Below are 21,456 nucleotides of genomic sequence, written 5' to 3'. Positions count from 1 at the left end.
TCATGACTTCTTTGACCCCTAACCACACTGCAGGCCAGCCCCTGGAAGCAATCGACGCTGCGGCACTGAGCGCATTGGCGGAAAAGAACCAGGTCAATCCTGGTGTTGGCAAGAAGCAGATTCGCACGCACACCGAAGCAGACGGGCAGTTCCGGAACTACACCCAGGTCCGCGACCTGGAGCCGGTGTTGGTGTCGGAGCCAGAAAAGCTGCTTGGCGACAACTCGGCCCCGAACCCAACGGAAGTGGCACAAGCTGCACTGGCGTCGTGCATTTCGGTGGGCATTCAGGCCATCGCGACGCACCGCGGGGTGACGTTGACGGCGATTGACATCGATATCGAATCCGATATTGATATCTCCGCGGTCTGGGGCGTCGGCGACCTTGACGACGATAAGCGCACGGGTGTGTCTGATGTCCGAGTGCGCATTCACCTTGAGGGCGACGCTGACCGGGATACGTTGGACAAGATTCAGCGCGATGCAGTCAAGTGGTCGCCGGTTGTGAACACCTACACTCGCCCGGCGACGCTGACTTCTACTTTGGTGTAATTAGTTCAGCATCTAGGTACGCGACATCGAGATCGACACCGTTCGCTGGTGCGTAAGAAAACGAAAGGGCTACAGCTTTACAGCTGTAGCCCCAATTCGTCGAAAAGCAAAAGTACTAACTAATGCCTTTCAACCAACCTTGCGGAAGGATTTATGCCTGTTCTGGCATCTGACGGCCTTCACCATCGTTGCGCTTGAATGGGAAACCCAGTTCCAGCAGCAGCGCACGACCTTCGTCGTCGTTGGTGGCGGTGGTCACGATGGTGATGTCCATACCGCGTGGGCGGTCGACCTTGTCCACGTCAATTTCGTAGAACATGGTCTGCTCGGTCAGGCCGAAGGTGTAGTTTCCGTGGCCGTCGAACTGACGGTCAGACAGACCGCGGAAGTCACGAATACGTGGCAGTGCAACGGTCAGCATGCGGTCCAGGAACTCCCACATGCGGTCGCCACGCAGGGTGACGCGGGCACCAATTGGCATGCCCTCACGCAGTTTGAAGTTAGCGATGGACTTGCGAGCGCGACGGATCTGTGGCTTCTGACCGGTAATCAGGGTCAGGTCTTCCAGCGCACCGTTGATCATCTTGGAGTCGCGAGCAGCGTCGCCGACACCCATGTTCACAACGACCTTGGTCACGCCAGGAATCTGCATGACGTTGTCGAACTCGAACTTCTTCTGCAGGTTCTCGCGGATTTCTTCGCGGTAACGAGTCTTCAGACGAGGAATGTACTTTTCAGTCATGATTAGATGTCCTTCCCGGTGCGACGGGAGATACGGACCTTCTTGCCGTTCTCATCAAAACGGTAGCCGACGCGGGTTGGCACGCCGTCTTCGTCGACCAGCATGACGTTGGAAACGTGGATTGGAGCTTCCTGGGTCACGATGCCGCCGGAAGAAGCGCCGCGCTCACGAGAAGAGTCAGCGACGTGCTTCTTGATGCGGTTGACGCCTTCCACCAACACCTTTTCGCGGGTTGGGTATGCGGCAATGACGGTGCCCTGAGCACCCTTATCTGGGCCAGAAATAACCAGAACGGTATCGCCCTTACGGATCTTCACCTAGATCACCTCCGGAGCGAGGGACACAATCTTCATGAACTTGCGGTCGCGCAGTTCACGGGCAACTGGGCCGAAGATGCGGGTGCCCTTAGGCTCGTTGTCGTTCTTAATGATGACAGCTGCATTCTCGTCGAACTTGATGTAGGAGCCGTCCGGACGACGGGTTTCCTTCTTGGTGCGGACGATGACAGCCTTGACGATTTCGCCGGACTTCACGTTGCCGCCTGGTGCAGCTTCCTTGACGGTGGCGACAATGATGTCACCAATGCCAGCGGAGCGTCGGGTGGAACCGCCGAGAATACGGATGCACAGGATTTCACGTGCACCGGTGTTGTCGGCGACTCGTAGACGCGATTCTGGTTGAATCACTTGAGTCTCTCCTAGACCTGGATTTGCTTCGTACGCCGGATTACCGTCCCGAACGTACATGGTCTTGCAGCGCGAACGGCATGCTCGCTACCAGCGGTAGGGTTATGCGCAGTTGGCTGCAACAGGAAAACGATAGCACGCTGCATCGATAGAACCAAAAAACCTTCCACAGGCCTAATTTGGCAAGTCTTCTACAGTCACGCCCACTTAAACAGGCCATAACGATCCTGTTTCACCACGAAACATTCCGGAACATTCCGCCCGCCCCGCCCTATCTCATGTGTGAACGCGAAACACAGAGAAGGAAATTTAGCCCATGTTCAAGCGCACCACTTTCGCAGCGGTCAGCTTGGTGTCCGTCGGCCTGCTCGGCGCGGGTCCAGCGTTCGCCGCTCCGCTCGCAATGCCAAATCTTCAGTTCAAGAACACCGACGATGCCGACAGCACGCCCGCCGACGATTGCAAGTCTATCGATTTAGCCGACACCGATTTTGGCTCCTACGCAGACTCCGGCCGCATCCCAGTCACTCGCGCTAACGAAGCGCCCACCAGGGACGGCACCTCCGACATCTATTTTCACTTCAAGCAGATTGAAGACAACCAATTCGATCCATGCGGCCAGCTCAGTTGGGTCACTGTTTCCGGCGAAAATGGCAAAATCGCCAACCCCGACGGTAAATCCACTTCCGAGGCCGAGGCAGTGCTGCTTTTTGACGGAAGCAAGCTGATCAAGCACATCAAACCGACCGAAGCTGACCGCATCGCTGAGGTAAAGCGCCTCGAGGACAATGTGGTTCAGGTTATTTACGAGTACTCCCCTGCCGGCGACGGTAATGCAGCACATACCAAGCGATACACCGACGTATTCAAGCTGGAGAACGGTGAGGTGAAGGTGACGAACTCCACTTACCCGCAGACGGGCAACGTGATGAAGCTTGATTTTTCCAAGCCAGCAGTACCGGGAAACTACGCGAAGCTGCGTTATGGCAATAAATACCGCACTGGTTTCGACACGGTGGTGCCACGCGCAGACGACAAGCCCGTGACCCCAGTGGTCATTGAGCTGGATGACAATGCCACGTTGTATTGCGTCGTCCCGAAAGGCGATGGCACCCCGCGTTGGGGCGACGACATGGCCTGCCAGCTGGACCCCAACCCCGGTTGGAAGGAGTTCCCACGCGACAACAGCAATGCTCGCCGTGAGCCACCACAAGGCTCGGGTGGCAGCAACAACGCGTTTGCTTTCTCCTTCAACCCGGACGTGGTCCTGAATTACTACCAGACCAGTTTGACGGCAACTGCCGTGTTTTCCGGTGCTGCTACCGCGCACGCCAATGGGGTGACGCTGGTCGATAAGGAAATGGTTGTCGACACCCGAGAAGGCGGCGCCGTCAAAATCACCCGCGGTGTGAGCGACCACGGCATCACGGTCACTAAGGAGGGGGTGAGCTACATGTAGCTAAGAAACTGAGCATCTAGGCCGAACCAAAGTACTAACCACCACTACTGAACCTTTTCATAGAAAGGACTTGACCATGGCCACCACAATCCGCACCACCATTGCAACCGCCGCCTTCGCCGCTCTTGCTGCTTTCGCTCCTGTCGGCGCAGCGCTCACCCTTCCGGCTGCCGCCCCGACGGCAGATGCCGCGCAGATGTGCGCGCCAAACCACAATCCGATCTACGAAAATATGCACAGGGTTCCGCCCGCGGTGCCCGGCGCCGAATGGACATTTGACGGCCGCACCACCAACGTCGACTTCTGTAAAGACCTGAGCTACGCCGAACTGACCACCAAGGGCGGCACCGTCTCTTCCCCAAAGCAGCTGATACTTTTCCACAAGGGCGAGTACCTCGGGGTGGGTACTGAAGTCAGCATGCCGTACCAGCGAATCACCCATTCCGATGGCACTTCCGTCACCGTGCAATACGGCGTGCGCGGCAGTTCGAATGCCGAAGTCATTTGGCAGAACTACGTGACCTACCGCTGGGTTGGCGACCATGTCCGCATGGAAGGCAAGCTACCTATCGGCTAGTGCGCAACACCTCGCGGCACCACAATTGGTGCGCCACCGGCGGGGTCCGGCCACACCTCTGCATCGAGTTGATAAGCCGCAGACAACGTCTCAGGTGTGAGCGCAGTGTTTGGCGCTCCCGCCGCGACGAGCTCGCCATTCTTCATGAAGACCAGTTGGTCGGAGCAACCTCCGGCCAACACTAGGTCATGAAGAACCATAATTATTGTTTTGCCTTCGCGGGCAAGTTCCCGAACAACCGAGAGCATGTCCAATGCATGAGCTGGATCCAGGTAGGTGGTCGGCTCATCCAGCAGAATCACGTCAGTGGTTTGCGCAAGCACCATTGCTAACCAGGCTCGTTGACGCTGACCACCGGACAGCTCTCCCAAGTCACGATCAACAAATCCGGTGATGCGGGTGCTTTCAATAGCGCGTTCAATCGCTTCTCGGTCTGAGGCCCGCAGCCCGCTAAACACTCCTCGATAAGGGTGCCGCCCCCTGGCAACAAGTTCCCTGACGGTCAATCCCTCTGGGGCTATTGGCTGCTGCGGTAGCAGCCCGATACGCTGCGCAGCTTCTCGGTGCTTCCACGTGTGCACATTGTGTCCGTCAATAAGCACCGAACCAACCGCAGGGGAAAGCAGACGCGCAATCGTCTTCAGCAACGTCGACTTTCCGCATCCATTTGGCCCCAACAGCGTGGTTACCGCAGCAGGTTCGGCGACCAGGCTGACATTTCTGACGATTGGGGCAGCCTCCTTCGAGTAGCCAACGCTGAGCTCTTTGACCTCAACTAATGCCATGAGGAACCTCCAAATTTCTGTAGTGAGCGGCCACCGTAAGTACGCAACACCAGCACAACTAAAACCGGTCCGCCAACCACAGCTGTAACCAGTCCGACCGGCGCAGTAAACGGCAAGTAGACAGACAACACCGCACAGCTCGCCAGTAGCGCCGCACCAGCTACCGCAGATCCCAACGGCGGCGGCGTAGGCGCTGCCAAGACCAGCCGCGCCACTTGCGGGGCGACAAGTGCGACGAAACCTATCGGGCCGACAACCGCAACGCTCACGGCGACAATGGCGGTCGCACAGAGAAGCAACAGCGCGCGCACACGACGAACCGGGACACCAAGCGAAAACGCCGTCTGGTCGTCATGGGCCAATATGGGCAGATCTCGGGCAACCCACATGGCCAACACAACAAAAGGTGCTAGCCCAAGAAGCATAGGGACGATGACGTCCCCACGAACAAAACCCGTTGAGCCAGCAAGCCATGTTTGGGCATCAGCAGCGCGCTGGAGGTTTGCCCGGACCAGTAAGTAAGAAACTGTGGCGTTGGCGAGCAACGACAGCGCCAATCCGATAAGCACGACGCGTTGGGAAGAACCGAAACCACCTAGCACCAGCAAAACCAGCACCACTGCCGTAGCGCCGACCAATGCTAACGCAGCGCGCCACCAGAAGTTGTCGATTCCCTCAGCGAACGCAGGTCGCACAACAACAGTGCCCAAGACCACTAGGACGGCTGCCCCGCCTGAAACGCCCAAAATATCTGGCGAGGCAAGTGGGTTACGCGCCATTGTTTGGGTGAGCGCGCCGGCAAAACCCAACGCTGCGCCCACAATTAGGGTGGTGAGCGCCACGGGGATACGCAAGTCCCACACCACCCGGATCGACCGAGCATCACCGCCGCCAGTTAGAGTGTCAAAAACTTCTGCCGGGGAGAGCTTCACTGGCCCAGCCCCAAGCATCAGGAAATAGCTGACGGCTGCGATAAGCGCCAGGACCACCACACCGCCACCAGTGCGGATACGCTGGGCGCTTACTAAGTCACTCCTCATTGCACTGCCCCTCTGCTGTCCAGCACTGACGCACTTCGTGAACCTTGGCGCACCACATAAATCATCAATGGCGCGCCGATAAAGGCCAAGACAATCGACATTTCAATTTCTCCAGGCCGTAGTAGCAGGCGCCCCACAATGTCGGCAGTGAGCACCAAAAGCCCGCCAGTCATAGCGGTCGGAAGGAGCAGCTTGGTCAGCGCTGGCCCGGTAAAACGCCGCACAATATGGGGCACCGCAAATCCAACAAAAGCTACCGGCCCCACCGCAGCGGTGGCAGTACCTGCCAGCACAATCACCGCGGCTGCAACTGCGGCTTCAATCCGGCGCGGTGAGATTCCTAAGCTTCGGGCGGTCTCCGTGCCCATCGCCAGCAGATCTAATGGCCGCGCGATAGCCACCGCGAGAGCTGCTCCTACTGCTAATCCGATAGCAGCGAGCTGAATTTCTGGGGCCGCGCGCCCGACAGTCGACCCGACCGTCCACTGGCGCATACTGTCCAAATTGCTGCTCGAATACAAAGACAGCAGTGTTGTCGCAGCATGCAGCGCCGCGGCCACACCAAATCCAACCAGCACCAGGCTCAGCGGATCGGCGCTGAGCTTCGCAATCGCAATAATGACTAGGGCGCCGAGTGCTGCACCGGCAATCGCCCAACCTGCTTTGCTAGAAATACTGGGCGCTAGTCCTGCCACTACCCCGACGGCGACTGCGAAGCTAGCACCGGCGGTAATCCCAATGATTCCCGGGTCCGCGAGCGGGTTCCGGGTCCACACTTGGCACAGCGCGCCAGCCAAAGCCAAGCTGGCTCCGGCCAGCACCGCAAGTATCGTTCGAGGTAGCCGCAGTTCCCATACAATGTGGCCGACGTCGCTGGTTGGGTCGGTAGCTTTTCCAATCAAGACGTGGGCAACGTCAGTGGCTGAGATAAACCGCGACCCAACAAAAAGCGACAGAACAGCCGCGGCCAGCAGCGCAATGCCGAGAATCGTGTTGAGCTTTGCACTCACAGAGCTGCTTCGAATTTCGTCACGGCCCATGGGATGGTGACTGGGTTCGGCATGCTCATGGCATTACCGACATCTTGCTGGAAGTAACGCACCTTCCCGGACTTCACCACGTCCAAGTTGGTGAAGGTTGCGTCCTGTTTGAGCGCTGCGGACGCGTCGTTGTAGTCCAGCACAAATAGGTAGTCCAAGTCGTTGAGCTTGTTGTAGTTTTCCGGAGCTATGTCACGGTAAAACTGTTGTGGGTCACCGGCCTCAAGTTCGTCGGGAATCTCCATGCCTAGGTCTTCTACGAATTGCCCGCGACCGTCGCCGTGAGTGTACAACCCCAGCTTCCCGGCATACGGCATGACCACAGCGACCTTCTTGCCGGCTAGCTCTGGGTGAGCTTTCCGAAAGGCTTCCATTGCTGCATCGGTTTCGGCGATCAGTTGGTCACCCTCTTTTTGCTTATTGACGGCTTGGGCGATCGTCCGAACCTGTTCTTTCCATGGAACCTGCCAGTCCGGGAACTGCGCGGGCTTCACCGTCGTCGGCGCGATCTCTTCGAGAGACTGCTTGGCCTGTGCATCGACTGCCTGGTTCACCGCAATGATCTGATCGGGGTTCTCTGCAGTGACTTTTTCGAGGATCTCGGTGGTCATGCCGGAGGCTGCCTGGTAGATGGGTGTTGGCTGGGCCTCCCCCAACAGGGCTTGCGACCATGGGCCAACTCCGTTTTGGGTGACGTTGTCGCCTTCCGCTCCCCACGGTGCTACTGCGACTGGCTTGATACCGAGCGCCAACAGCGTGTCGGCGTCCCCGAGGCCAAGGGAAACGATGCGCTTGTTCGTAGCGTTGTGTTCCGATGTGGCGTCTACGGAACCCTCGCCTCTTGAGCAGCCGGTGAGGGCTAGTGCCCCAACCATTGCCATCGCAATAACTGCCCGCACGCTTCGCTTCATTCTGGTCCCTTCCATCGTTACATACTCGGCCCGTATTTAGGTTCGCCTAACCTTAGTATGGGGTAGGATATTAGCGCAATCCATTCATTGCTTAAATCAATGCGCAGGAGAATTCATGACCACACCGACCGTGGCGCACAAACTGTTTTCGGCCACAGTTGCCCGCGCCGAGACTCTCAACGCACACCTCTCGCGCCTGACTTTCCACGCCAACGAGTTCCGCGAACACCAGCTCACCGGCCCCGACGAGTTCTTCGGACTACTCATGCCCAAGCCTGGCCACGAGTTCACCGCATTCAACTGGGAAGGCTCAAATATTCGCGCTGCAGTTGCGGCGCTGCCGGAAGCACAGCGCCCAGAATTGCGGTGGTACACGATTCGCCAGCACCGCCCAGAACAGGGCGAAATTGACGTCGATATCGTCACGCATGGCGACGAAGGCCCCGGAAGCAGCTGGGTTCTTCAAGCCCAGGCGGAGGACTCCGTTGGAATCTTCACCTGCGCTGCGCTTTGGCAAGCAAACGCCAACGACCAACTACTCATTGCCGATGCGACCGCAATACCAGCGCTGCAGCACATCCTCGAGTATCTGCAGACACACGCACCGGAAAGGCTCGCGACTACCAACGTCATCGCAGTTGCCCCGTCGGCATCGACCTACGAGCACACATTGCATGACTGGTCGCAGCGCGTTGCCCGGTTTCACTTCCTACAGAGCACGCCCGAAGGCCAACCGGAATCCGTGATTGCTGTTTTAGATAGCTGGTTCAATGGGGCAGCGAAACTACCCGATTATGTTTGGGTTAGTGGTGAGCGTGCGCTTACAAAGCAGATCCGCAAGTACGCAACGCAGGACTGGAACCTCTCGCCAGAGCAAGTGACCTTCGTGCCGTACTGGATCCTTGGACAGGCCCGGCCATAGAGCTCCGACCCAATCCGTCAATAAGCCCTCATAACATGGGCCAACGCAAAAGGCCACTGCCCAAGCAACCGAAGTTGCAGGCAGTGGCCTTAAGTGTTGTCGATGGCACCTAGAGCGGTGCCGTCAGCGACTACTTAGCCTTTTCGATGATCTCGACCAGGCGGAAGTGCTTGTCCTTCGACAGTGGACGGGTTTCTTCGATGAGAACGCGGTCGCCGACGCCGGCGGTCTCGTTCTCGTCGTGAGCCTTCACCTTCGAGTTGGTACGAAGGGTCTTGCCGTACAGCGCGTGCTGCTTACGGTCTTCGAGCTCGACAACGATGGTCTTCTGCATCTTGTCGGAGACGACGTAACCGGTACGAACCTTACGGCCGCGGGAGTCGTTTTCGTTGATGTTCATGGTTTCCTCGCTCATGCTGCACCGTCCGTAGGAGCTTCGGACAGGCCGAGCTCACGCTCACGCATAACGGTGTAGATACGCGCGATATCCTTGCGGACAGTACGCATACGACGGTTGTTGGTCAGCTGACCGGTAGCCAACTGGAAACGGAGGTTGAACAGCTCTTCCTTCGCTTCCTTCAGTCGGGCTTCCAGATCTGCGGCGTTCAGACCGCGGAGCTCATTTGCAGGAATTCCGGTAGACATTAGAACTGGTCCTCCTTCCGGATAACACGGGTCTTGCAAGGCAACTTAGCGCCTGCGCGGTTCAGTGCTTCGATAGCGGTTGCTTCATCAGGGAAGCTCATTTCGAACATAATGCGGCCAGGCTTAACGTTGGCCACCCACTTTTCGACGCCACCCTTACCGGAACCCATACGCACACCGAGTGGCTTCTGGGTCAACGGACGGTCTGGGAAGATGTTGATCCAGACCTTGCCACCACGCTTGACGTGGCGGTTGATGGCAATACGAGCAGCTTCAATCTGACGGTTGGTGATGTATGCCGGCTCGAGAGCCTGCAGACCGTAATCACCGAAGGTCACCTGAGTGCCACCCTTGGACATGCCCGAGCGGGTTGGGCGGTGCTGACGGCGGTACTTGACACGCTTTGGAATAAGCATGCTTAGCCCTCCTGGTTCTGCTTCTGCTCAGCGCGCTGACGGCGCTGACCACCACGACGTGGACGCTCGCGACGGTCGCGGCGTGGACGTGCGGCAGGTGCGTTCAATTCGGACTCACGGCGGCCGCCGACAACGTCACCCTTGTAGATCCACACCTTAACGCCAATGCGGCCGAAAGTGGTGTGAGCTTCAAAGGTGCCGTAGTCAATCTCGGCACGCAGGGTGTGCAGTGGGACGCGACCTTCGTGGTAGCGCTCAATGCGACCCATTTCTGCGCCGCCCAGACGACCGGCGCAGACAATCTTAATACCCTTGACCTGTGGCTGACGCATTGCAGACTGGATAGCCTTGCGCATTGCACGACGGAATGCGACACGGTTAACCAGCTGCTCGGCGATGGACTGAGCCACCAGCTGAGCGTCGGCATCGACGTTCTTGACCTCGATGATGTTCAGCTGAACACGCTTGCCGGTCAGCTTCTCGAGCTTGCCGCGGATGCGGTCAACCTCGGCACCACGACGACCGATGACGATGCCCGGGCGTGCTGCGTGCAGGTTAATGGTTATCTGTTCTGGCTTGCGCTGGATCTCAACGTTGGAGATACCGGCGCGCTCCAGGTTAGAGGTCAGCAGGTTACGAACCTTGATGTCCTCTGCAACATACTCGGCGTACTGCTTATCTGCGTACCAGTGGGACCGCCAGTCAGCGGTAATGCCGAGTCGGAGGCCGTGTGGATGAATTTTCTGGCCCACTACTTGGCACCTTCCTTCTGGCTCTCAACAACCACGGTGATGTGGCTGGTGCGCTTGCGGACGTGGAATGCACGACCCTGAGCGCGTGGACGGAAACGCTTCATGGTTGGACCTTCGTCAGCCCAGGCCGCGGAAACGACCAGGGAGTTACGGTCCAGACCGAAGTTGTTCTCGGCGTTAGCTGCTGCGGATGCGACGACCTTCGCAACTGGCTCCGAGGCGTACTGCGGTGCGTACTCCAGCATTGCCAGAGCATCAGACACAGACTTGCCGCGGATGGTGTCCAGCATACGGCGCGCCTTCATTGGAGTGACGCGGACGAAGCGCGCAGTGGCGCGTGCGGTGGTGATTTCTTCACTCATCGCTTATCGACGTCCCTTCTTGTCTTCCTTGACGTGACCCTTGAAGGTCTTGGTAGGTGCAAATTCACCCAACTTGTGGCCAACCATGGAGTCGTCGATGAAGACCGGAACGTGCTTCCGGCCGTCGTGGACGGCAAAGGTGTGACCGATGAAGTCAGGCAAAATGGTAGAACGGCGTGACCAGGTCTTGATGACCTGCTTGGTACCCTTTTCGTTTTGAGCGTCGACCTTGTTGAGGAGGTGCTCGTCTACGAAGGGACCCTTCTTCAGACTGCGGGGCATACTGTTTACCTCCTCTTAGCGCTTCTTGCTCTTGTTTGGACGACGGCGGCGAACAATCATGTTGTCGCTAGGGCGGTTCGGCTTACGGGTGCGAACTTCCTTCTTGCCCCATGGCGACACTGGGTGACGACCACCAGAGGTCTTACCTTCACCACCACCGTGTGGGTGGTCCACTGGGTTCATAACAACACCGCGGACCTGTGGGCGCCAGCCCTTCCAACGCATACGACCGGCTTTACCCCAGCGAATGTTGATCTGGTCAGCGTTGCCGACCTCACCAACAGTTGCGCGGCAGCGGTAGTCCACACGACGGATTTCGGAAGATGGCATACGCAGCACAGCGTACTTGCCTTCCTTACCCAGCAGCTGGATAGAAGTACCAGCGGAACGAGCGAGCTTAGCGCCGCCGCCTGGCTTCAGTTCAACTGCGTGAATGGTGGTACCGGTTGGGATGTTGCGCAGTGGCAGGTTGTTGCCTGGCTTGATGTCTGCGTTTGGACCGGATTCGACCATTGCACCCTGCTTCAGGTTACGAGGCGCGATGATGTAGCGCTTCTCACCGTCGACGTAGTGCAGCAGTGCGATGTTTGCGGTGCGGTTCGGGTCGTACTCGATGTGAGCGACCTTTGCCGGCACGCCGTCCTTGTCGTTACGACGGAAGTCGATGACGCGGTAACGGCGCTTGTGGCCACCACCCTTGTGACGGGTAGTGATGTGTCCGTGGACGTTACGTCCACCCTTCTTCGACAGCGGGCGCAGCAGAGACTTCTCTGGGGTAGAGCGAGTGATTTCGCTGAACTCGGAGACGGAGCTCTGGCGGCGACCCGGCGTAGTCGGCTTGTACTTACGAATAGCCATACTGTTTCGTCCTTAAACTTCCTCGGCGCGGCCTACTGAGCCGAGCCACCGAAGATGTCGATTGGATCGCTGCCGGCTGCGAGAGTCACGTAGGCGCGCTTGGTTGCCTTGCGCTGGCCGAAACCGGTGCGGGTGCGCTTGCGCTTACCCTCACGGTTCACGGTGTTCACGCTGGAAACCTTGGTGCCAAAGATCTGCTCGACCGCGATCTTGATCTGAGTCTTGTTGGAATCTGGGCGCACCAGGAACGTGTACACGTTCTGCTCCATCAGTCCGTAGGACTTCTCCGAGACCACCGGTGCGATGATGATGTCACGTGGGTCAGCAATCTTAGCCATTACTTCTCCTCCTTCTGCACGCCTGCGGCGCGGTTGATGAAGGCGTTCAGGGCCTCGACACCGAACACGACGTCGTCAGAGTTGAGCACGTCGTAGGTGTTCAGCTGATCTTCGCTCAGGATGTGCACGCCTGGCAGGTTGCGAGCGGACTTCCAGGAAGTCTCGTCAGCCTTGCCAAGCACAACCAGCACCGACTTGCGGTCGGTCAGGCGCTCGATGAACGCGCGAGCGGACTTGGTGGACGGGGTCTGACCCGAAACCAGTTCCTCGACCACGTGGATGCGATCGTGGCGAGCACGGTCGGTGAGGGCGCCGCGCAGAGCAGCTGCCTTCATCTTCTTTGGGGTGCGCTGGTCGTAATCACGTGGCTGTGGACCATGAACGGTGCCACCGCCGGTGAAGTGTGGCGCGCGGATGGAACCCTGGCGCGCACGACCGGTGCCCTTCTGACGGAATGGCTTCTTACCACCACCGCGGACTTCACCGCGGGTCTTGGTGGCGTGAGTGCCCTGACGACGGGCAGCCATCTGGCCGATAACGACCTGGTGCATGGTTGCCACGGAAACTTCTGCGTCGAAGATTTCTGCTGGCAGTTCCACAGAGCCGTTGGTCTTACCGTCAACGGTATGGACGTCAAGCTTCAGATTGGTCATGCGTGAGCACCACCCTTAACAGCAGTCTTTACAATCAGCAGGCCGCCGCGTGCACCCGGAATTGCGCCCTTGATGAGCAGCAAGTTCGAGTCAGCGTCAACCTTCTGAACCTTCAGGTTTTGGGTGGTAACGCGGTCGCCACCCATGCGGCCAGCCATCTTCTTACCCTTGAAGATGCGGCCTGGAGTAGCGCAAGCGCCAATACCACCGACACGGCGGTGAGCAGCCTGGTTACCGTGTGCAGCGCCCTGGCCAGCAAAGCCGTGGCGCTTCATGCCACCGGCAAAGCCTTTGCCCTTGGTGGTGCCGGTAACGTCGACAAACTCGACGCCATCAAAAATGTCCACGCCAACTTCCTGGCCAACCTCGTACTCCGAAGCATTCGGGGTACGGATTTCCACGGTGTGGCGACGTGGGGTTACGCCGGCCTTTGCAAAGTGGCCGGTTGCTGGCTTGTTGACCTTACGTGGGTCAATTTCGCCGAATGCGAGCTGCACGGCGCTGTAGCCGTCAACTTCCTCAGTGCGCACCTGAGTCACAACGCATGGCCCAGCCTCGACGACCGTGACGGGAACAACCCGGTTCTGGTCATCGAAAATCTGGGTCATGCCGAGCTTGCGGCCCAGGATGCCCTTCATCTCAATTTCACTCATATCTAGTCTCCGCTGCCTTTAAGTCCAGGTCTACTGAATCTTGACGTCAACGCTGGACGGCAGGTCAATGCGCATCAGCGCGTCCACCGTCTTGGAGGTCGGGTCGAGAATATCGATCAGTCGCTTGTGCGTACGCATCTCAAAGTGCTCGCGCGAGTCCTTGTACTTGTGCGGCGAACGGATGACGCAGTACACGTTCTTTTCGGTGGGCAACGGCACTGGGCCGACCACTCGGGCACCCGTGCGGGTGACCGTCTCGACGATGGTGCGCGCGGACGCGTCAATCGCCTCGTGGTCGTAGGCCTTCAGCCTGATGCGGATCTTTTGTCCCGCCACGCTTGTCCTCTTCCTCACTATTTGGTCACTGTCTTGGCGTAATGCCTGGCCAGCGCCAGTGTTCTCTTGAAAATCGTCTGTACTTCGTGTGAACCTTCATGATGCTGCGCCTACATGCGCGCATAGAGGACGGATCATCACCCGAATCTCAAGGTGGAAGAGGGTCCCCCGTGGTGACGAAACCAATATGGTGAAAATCGTCGGCCAGAAAAGGGCCTATATTCCAACTGCCGCTGTGTATTTGCCATGCACCACTCCGGTCCCGTGAACTTACGATTGCAGTCCACGAGAAGGTTGGTCATGCTCACTCCACCATCGCCGCAGCTAGTACGACGTTGTTGAAGTAACCTGGCTATTAAAGCACGTCGGATGGTGGTATTCCAAATCCCTGCTTGTTGACGTTTATGGCCCCGAGCTGCAGCGAGGCATTCGTCATAGGTTCAGGTGAGCAGCGTCACTGGCTCAAGGTTAATGCGGAGCTGAATAGAAGCGGGCAATATATAGGGTGCATCGTTTTTGTCGAGAGGAAGCCGCCATGACTGACCCGTTCGCACTTAACTCGGATTCGCCCGATCTCGTTACCGAACGCGGCAGCACCATGATTTCGGACACGGTGGTGGCGAAAGTCGCGGCGATGGCAGCGAGTGAGGTTTCAGGCGTCCACGATTTAGGTACTGCTGCTAATCGAACTGCCGCATTGCGGGATCGGATCCAGCCTGCCCCACGACCGGCAGGTCAACCCGGCATTTCCGTGGAAGTCTCCGGCACAAAGGCCACGGTCCAGGTTGGGGTTATTGCCGAGTATGGGGTGGCGCTGCATGAACTAGCCGAAGCAATTCGGCGCAATGTGATTGTCTCAGTTGAGCGGATGACTGGGCTGACCGTCACCGGCGTCAATATTCACATCCATGACATCTATCTGGGTATTGAAGACGTCGACGCTGCTGAAGTTTAGGGCATAGCAATGAACCCCGGATTCGAACCATACCTACCACCGGAGGCTGCCCAGGCTATTGCCGCTGCCGCTATGGCGGTTCCTGGGGTGGCTGGGATGTACCACGGAGTCGTTGGCGAGTTGGCGTTGCTCTACCCGCGACTGCGGGTGCCTGGCTTAGCCGTCACCGGCAACCAGCTGGATGTGCATGTGACCGTCGAGGTTGATATTCGCCGGCCGCGGATGCTTCCCGACGTGGTTTCGCAGGTCCATTCCGAGGTGATGCACATTCTTCAGCAGTATCCGGAGTCCGGCGTGACACGCGCGCGGGCGATTGCCAGCGACGCTGTGCCCGCCCCAAGGGAGTTGGAGCCATATGAATAAACCACTTCGCCCAACAGATCCACGTTATCTGGCGCAGCGCCGCGAGATTATCCGTCGACACCATCCCGACCGCGGCGGCAATCAGGATGAGCTCATCAGCGAATTGGATGCGCTCGACCGTAAGTGGCAGCTCCGCAGCCAATTGGAGCAGCTTCCCGTCCCAGGTTTCCTGCGCGGCCTCGGCGATGATGAGGCCACGCGCAAAGCGGCGCGGGTCGCGGTGCGCCGTTTGGCGAAGTTCCGCAGTGCCACTAACCGCACTATCGACCGGATGTCTGACTTTTTGGAAACCCTCGCCGACGAGGTCGAACAAGGCTATAACGAGGATCCAGGAACTGAAAGGCCGAAGCGATGAGTGCACCCCAGTTCGGCGCCTTGGTCGGCATCTTGTTAGCGATTGCCGCAATTGTCGGCGGCCTTGGCGGCTTCCTGCTGGCAGTCGCATTCGCACTGGTCGGCGGTATTTTGGCAGCGCAGTTCACGGGTCGCGTTGATGTCAGCACGTTGTCCTTGCGCTCCGCGGCACAGTGGTTCGACTCCTTCCGGCCGTCGGCGGGTACTGCCCCGAGGAAGGAGCGCTAATGCCTACTTCGCGTATTCACCACGGTCCCACCGGCAGCACCATTGTTGAAGAGCGCGCCATCGCGGCCATCATTTCCCGCGCCATTGACTCAGTTCCTGGCACTGTTCGGCACGCGAGCGGGTTTGATCGGCTTACTCGACGGCCGCTACCTCGGGTGGAGCTATTCATGGATAGTGACGGCAGCGCTATCGCAGTCGAGGCGATGATCGCCGCGACATGGCCCTCGCCGGTCGCAGATGTCGCGGCGGCGGTTCGGGCAACCATCACGCAGTGGGTTACAGAGTTCACGCACATCCCGGTGGTATCGGTCAATGTTTCTGTCGGCGCGGTAGTTCCGGCGAAGCTGACGGCTCCCGATGCCAGTGTCGGCGCCCCTGCGCCGCGGCTGCGCCCCGTCGTGGCATCGCCCCTGTCCATTGTGGCGATTCCAGAGCCCCGCCCACTCGAGCCGTTTATCCCCATCACCGTAACGCCCTTCGTTCCGCGGAAGGAGCTGTAATGGATTCGCGACACCACCCCGCTACCCCGGTGTCCTTCGGACTAAGGCCGAGCCGGCGCCCGGCTGCTGCACCTGGCGCGCTTGCGGTCGCAGCCACTGTTGTGCCGGTCATCATTGCCATCATCGTCATTGCGGTACGCGATATTTTGGTCCGAGCTGACCTAGTCAATGGCGACCAATGGATACCCATCATTTTCGGCTGGCTTGCCGATGCCCCGTGGCAGTGGTGGGTGGTGCCAGCTGGGCTAGCCGTCATCGCGATCGGAATTGGCCTCATGGTGGTCGCTTCGCTGCCCCGCCGCCGCACACATATCCGCCTGTCCCCCGCCGAGCATGATCTATGGACCCGCCCCGTCGACTTCTGCCGCATGTGTTCGGCCACAGCGGAAATGGTGCCGGGAATTATGGGAGTGCACAGCACCTTCTATGGCCGCCGCGTCATTATTAACGCCCGCGGTGGTGGCGCGTCCGTGGAGGAGTTGCGCTCACGGGTAGAAAAGGCCGTCACCCCGCTTGTTGACGTATTGGAAGACACTCCAGAGCTGAAGGTCAATGTCTCTTTGCTCGGCTACACACCGGAGGAACTTCGCGACGAGCACCTCAGTGATTTGAAACGAAGGAGCGGCAAATGAGTGAACTGGCAGGCACACTCAACCGAATATTCACCGCGCTCTTGGGTCTTTCCTTATTCCTGGTTGGCGCATGGGCCATCGGTGATGCGCTGAGTTGGCCACCCGCACGCTACTTGGTAGAGAACATTGACTGGCGGGAAGCGACCACGTGGTCGCTGCGTGATGGCTGGTCGTGGATTCTCACCGCAGTCGCTACTGTCGGCGTGCTGTTTATTGCGCTGCTAGTGTGGGCGAATTTTCGCACTCGGCAGCCACAACAAGTGTATTCGCGACAGTCGAATGAGACCGGCACCATTGACTACTCACTGCAGCTGATAGCTAAGGCAGTTGCTGATGATATCGCTACGCTGCCGAATGTCACTCGTGCCCGAGGCAAGGCTGAGTTGGACCGGGGCACCGAAACGCTGACGATCATTGTCGATGTCCCACCGCAATATGACGTCGTAGAGCTGCGCGATGAGTTAATTCGTCAGCGCCAATACGTCGCAAGTGCGGTCGAGGGCCGTGATTTGGCGGTGCGCTTCCTCATTCATTTGGGCACTGTGCCGCGGGAAAGCTATTAGCCCATAGAACGCAGAAAACCTCACACCTGCTGGTGTGAGGTTCAAAGCAGTGAGATGGCCCATGCGGGCCACCTATTCGTCAACAAGCAATTGCTTACTTGATGATCTTGGTGACACGGCCGGCACCAACGGTACGGGAGCCTTCGCGGATAGCGAAACGCAGGCCCTCGTCCATTGCGACTGGCTGAATCAGGGTGACGGACATGTCGACGTTGTCGCCAGGCATGACCATCTCGGTGCCCTCAGGCAACTTCACAACACCGGTAACGTCGGTAGTGCGGAAGTAGAACTGTGGACGGTAGTTGTCGAAGAATGGGGTGTGGCGGCCGCCTTCTTCCTTGGACAGGACGTAGACAGAGCCCTCGAACTCGGTGTGAGGGGTGTAAGCGCCTGGCTTAGCAACAATCTGGCCACGCTCGATGTCTTCGCGCTTGATACCGCGGAGCAGCAGACCACAGTTGTCGCCAGCTTCGGTGTAGTCAAGCAGCTTGCGGAACATTTCGATACCGGTGACGGTGGTCTTCTGGGACTTTTCCTTGATACCCAGAATTTCAACTTCGTCGTTGACGTTCAGCTGACCGCGCTCAACACGACCGGTAGCAACGGTGCCACGACCGGTAATGGTGAAGATGTCCTCAATAGGCATGAGGAATGGCTTCTCGGTTTCACGAACTGGGTCTGGAACGTTCTCGTCCACAGCTTCCATCAGCTCAGCAACGGACTCAACCCACTTCTCTTCGCCGTTCAGGGCGCCCAGAGCGGAGATGTGAACGATTGGAGCTTCTTCGTCGTAGTCCTGCTCAGCCAGCAGTTCACGAACTTCCATTTCGACGAGCTCGAGGAGCTCTTCGTCTTCAACCATGTCGCACTTGTTCAGTGCAACCAGGATGTATGGAACGCCAACCTGGCGAGCCAGCAGCACGTGCTCACGGGTCTGTGGCATTGGGCCGTCGGTTGCAGCAACAACGAGGATAGCGCCGTCCATCTGAGCAGCACCGGTAATCATGTTCTTGATGTAGTCGGCGTGGCCTGGGGCGTCAACGTGTGCGTAGTGGCGCTTCTCAGTCTGGTATTCAACGTGAGAAACGTTAATGGTAATACCGCGTTCCTTCTCTTCCGGCGCCTTGTCGATGGCGTCGTAAGCGAAAGATTCGTTCAGGTCTGGGAACTTGTCAGCCAGAACCTTGGTGATTGCAGCGGTGGTGGTGGTCTTACCGTGGTCAACGTGACCAATGGTACCGATGTTAACGTGCGGCTTTGTACGCTCGAACTTAGCCTTCGCCACTTTAGTCCTCCTGGACGTCTCGGTGGCTACGACTTTCGCAGCCACGTAGGTGGTTAGACCCAAGAAAATCTCAGGTCGTTTTTATTGATTGCCAGTTACAGCATATTAAAGGGTTACCGGGCCGTTTTACAAACCCGCCCCTATTGACGCGGGGTAACGGCCGGCTCCCCACTACCTTGCCACGAAAGCAGGTAGCAGAGGGCCGACCCCTACCCCGTCGAACTACTGCCGAATGCTGACTGGCACTGGGCTTATCAGCAGCAGCCCGACCGGGCACTAGCGCTGGGCTAGTTGCCCTTGGGAGGCAAAATTAGTTGCCGGTGCGCTCTGCAATGATATCGGCTGCAACGGAGGAAGGAACCTCAGCGTAGGAGTCGAAGATCATCGAGTAGTTAGCGCGGCCCTGGGTCTTGGAACGCAGGTCACCAACGTAGCCGAACATTTCGGACAGTGGGACCTTCGCCTTGACGACCTTGGCGCCGGAGCGGTCTTCCATTGCGTTGACCTGGCCACGGCGGGAGTTAACGTCACCGATAACTTCGCCCATGTATTCCTCAGGAGTAATGACTTCCACGGCCATCATTGGCTCCAGCAGAACTGGCTTAGCCTTCTGGACAGCTTCCTTCAGAGCCTGCTGACCAGCAATCTTGAAGGCCATTTCGGAGGAGTCAACGTCGTGGTAAGCACCGTCAAGCAGGGTGGCCTTGATGTTGACCAGTGGGTAACCAGCCAGGAAGCCGTACTGCATTGCGTCCTGAATACCAGCGTCGACCGAAGGGATGTATTCCTTCGGAACGCGGCCACCGGTGACCTCGTTGGCGAACAGGTAGCCCTCTTCGCCTTCTTCTGGCTCGTAAGGCTCGATGGAGATGATGACCTTTGCGAACTGGCCCGAACCACCGGTCTGCTTCTTGTGGGTGTAGTCCAGCTTTTCGACTGCCTTACGAATGGTTTCGCGGTAGGCAACCTGTGGAGCACCAACGTTAGCTTCGACCTTGAATTCGCGCTTCATGCGGTCAACCAGGACGTCGAGGTGCAGCTCACCCATACCGCCGATGACGGTCTGGCCGGTTTCGTCGTCCAGCTTCACGGTGAAGGTTGGGTCTTCTTCAGCCAGACGCTGAATAGCGGTAGCCAGCTTCTCCTGGTCGGCCTTGGTCTTAGGCTCGATGGCGACCTCAATAACTGGGTCTGGGAATTCCATCGATTCCAGCACGACTGGGCGGTCGGTAGCGCAGAGGGTGTCACCGGTGGTGGTGTCCTTCAGGCCAACGACAGCGTAGATGTGGCCAGCCACAGCGTTGTCGACTGGGTTCTCCTTGTTGGAGTGCATCTGGTATAGCTTACCGATGCGTTCCTTCTTACCCTTGACCGAGTTCATGACCTGGTCACCGGAGGCAACCTGACCGGAGTACACGCGGACGTAGGTCAGACGGCCGAAGAATGGGTGTGCAGCAATCTTGAACGCCAGAGCGGAGAATGGCTCAGACTTGGAAGGAGCCAGTTCGATGATCTTCTCTGGGTCCTTGACGTCGTGCGCATCGATGTGGCCAACGTCCAGTGGGTTTGGCAGGTAAGCAACAATTGCGTCCAGCAGTGGCTGAACACCCTTGTTCTTGTATGCGGTACCACAGAACACTGGGTAGATTTCCGCGTTCACGGTCATCTTGCGGATGGCGCCCTGGATTTCTTCCTTGGTCAGCTCTTCGCCGCCGAAGTACTTCTCCATGAGAGCTTCATCAGATTCAGCAACAGCTTCGAGCAGCTTCTCGCGGTACTCTTCAGCCTTTTCCTGCAGGTCTGCTGGGATTTCCTGAACGTCAGCAGGGGTACCTGGGTCGACCTTGCCTTCCCAGACCAGTGCCTTCATGTCGATGAGGTCAACGACACCGTTGAAGTCATCTTCAGCACCGATTGGCAGCTGCATGACCAATGGCTTTGCACCCAAGCGGTCAACGATGGTGCCGACGGTGTAGTAGAAGTCAGCGCCCAGCTTGTCCATCTTGTTCACGAAGCAGACACGTGGAACTTCGTACTTCTCAGCCTGACGCCAAACCTGCTCAGACTGTGGCTCAACGCCTTCCTTGCCGTCGAAGACAGCAACTGCGCCGTCGAGGACACGCAGGGAACGTTCAACTTCCACGGTGAAGTCAACGTGGCCCGGGGTGTCGATGATGTTGATCTGGTTGTCGCCCCAGTAGCAGGTGGTAGCCGCGGAGGTAATGGTGATACCGCGTTCCTTTTCCTGCTCCATCCAGTCCATGGTGGATGCACCGTCGTGGGTTTCGCCCACCTTACGGCTGATACCGGTGTAGAAGAGGATGCGTTCGGTCGTGGTCGTCTTACCAGCATCGATGTGGGCCATGATGCCGATATTGCGGACCTTGTTCAGGTCGTCAAGCACTGGAAGTGCCACAGTAGCCCCGCTCATTCGTCGTTCGGCAGGGCCGAGGAAATCCTCCACGAACCCCGCAAGTGGTTTATTGCTTTATCTATTTTGCCACCTAACTGCGTAAGTGGCGATATGAACAGCCGATCAACCCGAAGATAAGGGGCAGCCGACTGTCC

General features: G+C 58.2%; 31 protein-coding genes. 11 read left to right on the top strand and 20 right to left on the bottom strand.

Features of this window, described 5'->3' with window-relative positions; translation table 11 throughout:
• The first annotated feature begins 2 nt into the window (after positions 1-2).
• Entirely contained in the window at positions 3-551 is a 549-nt protein-coding gene (locus A3EC_RS0101090; RefSeq protein ID WP_018023308.1) for an OsmC family protein, read from the top strand.
• Between the two features lie 151 nt (positions 552-702).
• Here the strand turns inward: A3EC_RS0101090 and rplE are convergent, their stop codons facing one another.
• The 3 genes from rplE to rplN are packed head-to-tail and all read right to left on the bottom strand — an operon-like array spanning position 703 to position 1,979.
• On the bottom strand, positions 703-1,293 hold the full coding sequence (gene rplE / locus A3EC_RS0101085) for a 50S ribosomal protein L5 (RefSeq protein ID WP_018023307.1): 591 nt from the start codon (positions 1,291-1,293) through the stop codon (positions 703-705).
• A 2-nt stretch (positions 1,294-1,295) separates the two neighbouring features.
• Positions 1,296-1,610 (bottom strand): 50S ribosomal protein L24, encoded by a 315-nt coding sequence (rplX, locus tag A3EC_RS0101080; protein WP_018023306.1) that lies wholly within the window; start codon positions 1,608-1,610, stop codon positions 1,296-1,298.
• On the bottom strand, positions 1,611-1,979 hold the full coding sequence (rplN, locus tag A3EC_RS0101075; RefSeq protein ID WP_018023305.1) for a 50S ribosomal protein L14: 369 nt from the start codon (positions 1,977-1,979) through the stop codon (positions 1,611-1,613). It lies immediately after the preceding gene.
• A 316-nt stretch (positions 1,980-2,295) separates the two neighbouring features.
• Between rplN and A3EC_RS0101070 the strand changes: the two genes are divergently transcribed.
• Both A3EC_RS0101070 and A3EC_RS0101065 read left to right on the top strand, forming a co-directional pair.
• The gene (locus A3EC_RS0101070; protein WP_018023304.1) at positions 2,296-3,438 is read left to right on the top strand and encodes an LppP/LprE family lipoprotein; all 1,143 of its coding nucleotides are present in this window, start codon (positions 2,296-2,298) and stop codon (positions 3,436-3,438) included.
• A 76-nt stretch (positions 3,439-3,514) separates the two neighbouring features.
• Positions 3,515-4,015: an LppP/LprE family lipoprotein gene (locus A3EC_RS0101065; protein WP_018023303.1), complete on the top strand. Its 501-nt coding sequence runs from the start codon at positions 3,515-3,517 to the stop codon at positions 4,013-4,015.
• On the opposite strand, the gene A3EC_RS0101060 is transcribed toward A3EC_RS0101065, so the two are convergent.
• The 4 genes from A3EC_RS0101060 to A3EC_RS0101045 are packed head-to-tail and all read right to left on the bottom strand — an operon-like array spanning position 4,012 to position 7,791.
• Positions 4,012-4,800: an ABC transporter ATP-binding protein gene (locus A3EC_RS0101060; protein WP_018023302.1), complete on the bottom strand. Its 789-nt coding sequence runs from the start codon at positions 4,798-4,800 to the stop codon at positions 4,012-4,014. The two genes, A3EC_RS0101065 and A3EC_RS0101060, sit on opposite strands and share 4 nt — an antisense overlap.
• Positions 4,791-5,840 (bottom strand): FecCD family ABC transporter permease, encoded by a 1,050-nt coding sequence (locus A3EC_RS10865; RefSeq protein ID WP_051060962.1) that lies wholly within the window; start codon positions 5,838-5,840, stop codon positions 4,791-4,793. The genes A3EC_RS0101060 and A3EC_RS10865 overlap by 10 nt, the downstream gene beginning before the upstream one ends.
• The gene (locus tag A3EC_RS0101050; protein ID WP_018023300.1) at positions 5,837-6,850 is read right to left on the bottom strand and encodes a FecCD family ABC transporter permease; all 1,014 of its coding nucleotides are present in this window, start codon (positions 6,848-6,850) and stop codon (positions 5,837-5,839) included. The genes A3EC_RS10865 and A3EC_RS0101050 overlap by 4 nt, the downstream gene beginning before the upstream one ends.
• Entirely contained in the window at positions 6,847-7,791 is a 945-nt protein-coding gene (locus tag A3EC_RS0101045; RefSeq protein WP_018023299.1) for an iron-siderophore ABC transporter substrate-binding protein, read from the bottom strand. Before A3EC_RS0101045 ends, A3EC_RS0101050 begins: the two co-directional genes overlap by 4 nt.
• A 115-nt stretch (positions 7,792-7,906) precedes the next feature.
• On the opposite strand from A3EC_RS0101045, the gene A3EC_RS0101040 reads away from it, so the two are divergent.
• On the top strand, positions 7,907-8,713 hold the full coding sequence (locus tag A3EC_RS0101040) for a siderophore-interacting protein (RefSeq protein WP_018023298.1): 807 nt from the start codon (positions 7,907-7,909) through the stop codon (positions 8,711-8,713).
• Between the two features lie 130 nt (positions 8,714-8,843).
• Here A3EC_RS0101040 and rpsQ read toward each other — a convergent pair whose 3' ends face one another.
• The 11 genes from rpsQ to rpsJ are packed head-to-tail and all read right to left on the bottom strand — an operon-like array spanning position 8,844 to position 14,008.
• Positions 8,844-9,113 (bottom strand): 30S ribosomal protein S17, encoded by a 270-nt coding sequence (rpsQ, locus tag A3EC_RS0101035; protein WP_018023297.1) that lies wholly within the window; start codon positions 9,111-9,113, stop codon positions 8,844-8,846.
• 11 nt (positions 9,114-9,124) lie between these two features.
• Positions 9,125-9,358, bottom strand: a complete 234-nt coding sequence (gene rpmC, locus A3EC_RS0101030; RefSeq protein WP_018023296.1) for a 50S ribosomal protein L29 — start codon at positions 9,356-9,358, stop codon at positions 9,125-9,127.
• Positions 9,358-9,774 carry a 50S ribosomal protein L16 gene (gene rplP / locus A3EC_RS0101025; RefSeq protein ID WP_018023295.1) on the bottom strand — a complete coding sequence of 139 codons (417 nt, stop codon included), beginning with the start codon at positions 9,772-9,774 and terminating at the stop codon, positions 9,358-9,360. Before rplP ends, rpmC begins: the two co-directional genes overlap by 1 nt.
• 2 nt (positions 9,775-9,776) lie before the next feature.
• Positions 9,777-10,526, bottom strand: a complete 750-nt coding sequence (gene rpsC, locus A3EC_RS0101020) for a 30S ribosomal protein S3 (RefSeq protein ID WP_018023294.1) — start codon at positions 10,524-10,526, stop codon at positions 9,777-9,779.
• Entirely contained in the window at positions 10,526-10,888 is a 363-nt protein-coding gene (gene rplV, locus A3EC_RS0101015) for a 50S ribosomal protein L22 (protein ID WP_018023293.1), read from the bottom strand. Before rplV ends, rpsC begins: the two co-directional genes overlap by 1 nt.
• 3 nt (positions 10,889-10,891) lie before the next feature.
• The gene (rpsS, locus tag A3EC_RS0101010; protein ID WP_018023292.1) at positions 10,892-11,170 is read right to left on the bottom strand and encodes a 30S ribosomal protein S19; all 279 of its coding nucleotides are present in this window, start codon (positions 11,168-11,170) and stop codon (positions 10,892-10,894) included.
• Positions 11,171-11,185: 15 nt separating this feature from the next.
• Positions 11,186-12,028 (bottom strand): 50S ribosomal protein L2, encoded by an 843-nt coding sequence (gene rplB, locus A3EC_RS0101005; protein WP_018023291.1) that lies wholly within the window; start codon positions 12,026-12,028, stop codon positions 11,186-11,188.
• A gap of 32 nt (positions 12,029-12,060) precedes the next feature.
• Positions 12,061-12,366, bottom strand: a complete 306-nt coding sequence (rplW, locus tag A3EC_RS0101000) for a 50S ribosomal protein L23 (RefSeq protein ID WP_018023290.1) — start codon at positions 12,364-12,366, stop codon at positions 12,061-12,063.
• Positions 12,366-13,019 carry a 50S ribosomal protein L4 gene (gene rplD, locus A3EC_RS0100995; protein WP_018023289.1) on the bottom strand — a complete coding sequence of 218 codons (654 nt, stop codon included), beginning with the start codon at positions 13,017-13,019 and terminating at the stop codon, positions 12,366-12,368. The genes rplW and rplD overlap by 1 nt, the downstream gene beginning before the upstream one ends.
• Positions 13,016-13,672: a 50S ribosomal protein L3 gene (rplC, locus tag A3EC_RS0100990; protein ID WP_018023288.1), complete on the bottom strand. Its 657-nt coding sequence runs from the start codon at positions 13,670-13,672 to the stop codon at positions 13,016-13,018. Before rplC ends, rplD begins: the two co-directional genes overlap by 4 nt.
• Before the next feature lie 30 nt (positions 13,673-13,702).
• A complete protein-coding gene (rpsJ, locus tag A3EC_RS0100985) occupies positions 13,703-14,008 on the bottom strand; it encodes a 30S ribosomal protein S10 (RefSeq protein ID WP_018023287.1) in 306 nt (101 codons plus the stop codon).
• A 535-nt stretch (positions 14,009-14,543) separates the two neighbouring features.
• Here rpsJ and A3EC_RS0100980 point away from each other — a divergent pair.
• From A3EC_RS0100980 to A3EC_RS12260, 7 genes are read left to right on the top strand one after another with little or no spacing between them, the layout of a single operon-like run.
• Positions 14,544-14,963, top strand: coding sequence for an Asp23/Gls24 family envelope stress response protein (locus A3EC_RS0100980; RefSeq protein ID WP_018023286.1), 420 nt, complete (start codon positions 14,544-14,546; stop codon positions 14,961-14,963).
• A 9-nt stretch (positions 14,964-14,972) separates the two neighbouring features.
• Positions 14,973-15,326, top strand: a complete 354-nt coding sequence (locus A3EC_RS10860) for a hypothetical protein (RefSeq protein ID WP_018023285.1) — start codon at positions 14,973-14,975, stop codon at positions 15,324-15,326.
• Positions 15,319-15,681 (top strand): hypothetical protein, encoded by a 363-nt coding sequence (locus tag A3EC_RS12275; protein ID WP_018023284.1) that lies wholly within the window; start codon positions 15,319-15,321, stop codon positions 15,679-15,681. The genes A3EC_RS10860 and A3EC_RS12275 overlap by 8 nt, the downstream gene beginning before the upstream one ends.
• On the top strand, positions 15,678-15,908 hold the full coding sequence (locus tag A3EC_RS12840; RefSeq protein WP_018023283.1) for a hypothetical protein: 231 nt from the start codon (positions 15,678-15,680) through the stop codon (positions 15,906-15,908). The genes A3EC_RS12275 and A3EC_RS12840 overlap by 4 nt, the downstream gene beginning before the upstream one ends.
• Entirely contained in the window at positions 15,908-16,408 is a 501-nt protein-coding gene (locus tag A3EC_RS12270) for an Asp23/Gls24 family envelope stress response protein (protein ID WP_018023282.1), read from the top strand. The genes A3EC_RS12840 and A3EC_RS12270 overlap by 1 nt, the downstream gene beginning before the upstream one ends.
• Positions 16,408-17,040: a DUF6286 domain-containing protein gene (locus A3EC_RS12265; protein ID WP_018023281.1), complete on the top strand. Its 633-nt coding sequence runs from the start codon at positions 16,408-16,410 to the stop codon at positions 17,038-17,040. The genes A3EC_RS12270 and A3EC_RS12265 overlap by 1 nt, the downstream gene beginning before the upstream one ends.
• Positions 17,037-17,603: an Asp23/Gls24 family envelope stress response protein gene (locus tag A3EC_RS12260; RefSeq protein ID WP_018023280.1), complete on the top strand. Its 567-nt coding sequence runs from the start codon at positions 17,037-17,039 to the stop codon at positions 17,601-17,603. The genes A3EC_RS12265 and A3EC_RS12260 overlap by 4 nt, the downstream gene beginning before the upstream one ends.
• A gap of 94 nt (positions 17,604-17,697) precedes the next feature.
• Here the strand turns inward: A3EC_RS12260 and tuf are convergent, their stop codons facing one another.
• Positions 17,698-18,888, bottom strand: a complete 1,191-nt coding sequence (gene tuf, locus A3EC_RS0100945; RefSeq protein ID WP_018023279.1) for an elongation factor Tu — start codon at positions 18,886-18,888, stop codon at positions 17,698-17,700.
• 310 nt (positions 18,889-19,198) lie between these two features.
• On the bottom strand, positions 19,199-21,319 hold the full coding sequence (gene fusA, locus A3EC_RS0100940) for an elongation factor G (RefSeq protein WP_018023278.1): 2,121 nt from the start codon (positions 21,317-21,319) through the stop codon (positions 19,199-19,201).
• Positions 21,320-21,456: the final 137 nt, after the last annotated feature.

It is taken from the genome of Corynebacterium ulceribovis DSM 45146 (genome assembly GCF_000372445.1).
GTDB classification, from domain to species: Bacteria; Actinomycetota; Actinomycetes; order Mycobacteriales; family Mycobacteriaceae; genus Corynebacterium; species Corynebacterium ulceribovis.
Note: the sequence above shows the minus strand (reverse complement) of the source record. Positions and strands in the feature narration are given on the sequence as shown.

Excerpts from the sequence above, each read along its gene's own strand:
- rpsQ (WP_018023297.1), bottom strand. The coding sequence starts at position 9,113 with ATGAACATCAACGAAAACGACTCCCGCGGCCGTAAGGTTCGTACCGGT.
- A3EC_RS10865 (WP_051060962.1), bottom strand. The coding sequence starts at position 5,840 with ATGAGGAGTGACTTAGTAAGCGCCCAGCGTATCCGCACTGGTGGCGGT.
- rplC (WP_018023288.1), bottom strand. The coding sequence starts at position 13,672 with ATGAGTGAAATTGAGATGAAGGGCATCCTGGGCCGCAAGCTCGGCATG.
- rpsS (WP_018023292.1), bottom strand. The coding sequence starts at position 11,170 with ATGCCCCGCAGTCTGAAGAAGGGTCCCTTCGTAGACGAGCACCTCCTC.
- rplB (WP_018023291.1), bottom strand. The coding sequence starts at position 12,028 with ATGGCTATTCGTAAGTACAAGCCGACTACGCCGGGTCGCCGCCAGAGC.
- A3EC_RS0101090 (WP_018023308.1), top strand. The coding sequence starts at position 3 with ATGACTTCTTTGACCCCTAACCACACTGCAGGCCAGCCCCTGGAAGCA.
- fusA (WP_018023278.1), bottom strand. The coding sequence starts at position 21,319 with ATGAGCGGGGCTACTGTGGCACTTCCAGTGCTTGACGACCTGAACAAG.
- A3EC_RS0101070 (WP_018023304.1), top strand. The coding sequence starts at position 2,296 with ATGTTCAAGCGCACCACTTTCGCAGCGGTCAGCTTGGTGTCCGTCGGC.
- A3EC_RS12260 (WP_018023280.1), top strand. The coding sequence starts at position 17,037 with ATGAGTGAACTGGCAGGCACACTCAACCGAATATTCACCGCGCTCTTG.
- A3EC_RS0100980 (WP_018023286.1), top strand. The coding sequence starts at position 14,544 with ATGACTGACCCGTTCGCACTTAACTCGGATTCGCCCGATCTCGTTACC.
- A3EC_RS12265 (WP_018023281.1), top strand. The coding sequence starts at position 16,408 with ATGGATTCGCGACACCACCCCGCTACCCCGGTGTCCTTCGGACTAAGG.
- A3EC_RS12840 (WP_018023283.1), top strand. The coding sequence starts at position 15,678 with ATGAGTGCACCCCAGTTCGGCGCCTTGGTCGGCATCTTGTTAGCGATT.
- A3EC_RS12270 (WP_018023282.1), top strand. The coding sequence starts at position 15,908 with ATGCCTACTTCGCGTATTCACCACGGTCCCACCGGCAGCACCATTGTT.
- rplD (WP_018023289.1), bottom strand. The coding sequence starts at position 13,019 with ATGACCAATCTGAAGCTTGACGTCCATACCGTTGACGGTAAGACCAAC.
- A3EC_RS0101040 (WP_018023298.1), top strand. The coding sequence starts at position 7,907 with ATGACCACACCGACCGTGGCGCACAAACTGTTTTCGGCCACAGTTGCC.
- rplP (WP_018023295.1), bottom strand. The coding sequence starts at position 9,774 with ATGCTTATTCCAAAGCGTGTCAAGTACCGCCGTCAGCACCGCCCAACC.
- A3EC_RS0101045 (WP_018023299.1), bottom strand. The coding sequence starts at position 7,791 with ATGAAGCGAAGCGTGCGGGCAGTTATTGCGATGGCAATGGTTGGGGCA.
- A3EC_RS10860 (WP_018023285.1), top strand. The coding sequence starts at position 14,973 with ATGAACCCCGGATTCGAACCATACCTACCACCGGAGGCTGCCCAGGCT.
- rplE (WP_018023307.1), bottom strand. The coding sequence starts at position 1,293 with ATGACTGAAAAGTACATTCCTCGTCTGAAGACTCGTTACCGCGAAGAA.
- A3EC_RS12275 (WP_018023284.1), top strand. The coding sequence starts at position 15,319 with ATGAATAAACCACTTCGCCCAACAGATCCACGTTATCTGGCGCAGCGC.
- rpmC (WP_018023296.1), bottom strand. The coding sequence starts at position 9,358 with ATGTCTACCGGAATTCCTGCAAATGAGCTCCGCGGTCTGAACGCCGCA.
- A3EC_RS0101060 (WP_018023302.1), bottom strand. The coding sequence starts at position 4,800 with ATGGCATTAGTTGAGGTCAAAGAGCTCAGCGTTGGCTACTCGAAGGAG.
- A3EC_RS0101065 (WP_018023303.1), top strand. The coding sequence starts at position 3,515 with ATGGCCACCACAATCCGCACCACCATTGCAACCGCCGCCTTCGCCGCT.
- rplV (WP_018023293.1), bottom strand. The coding sequence starts at position 10,888 with ATGAGTGAAGAAATCACCACCGCACGCGCCACTGCGCGCTTCGTCCGC.
- rplW (WP_018023290.1), bottom strand. The coding sequence starts at position 12,366 with ATGGCTAAGATTGCTGACCCACGTGACATCATCATCGCACCGGTGGTC.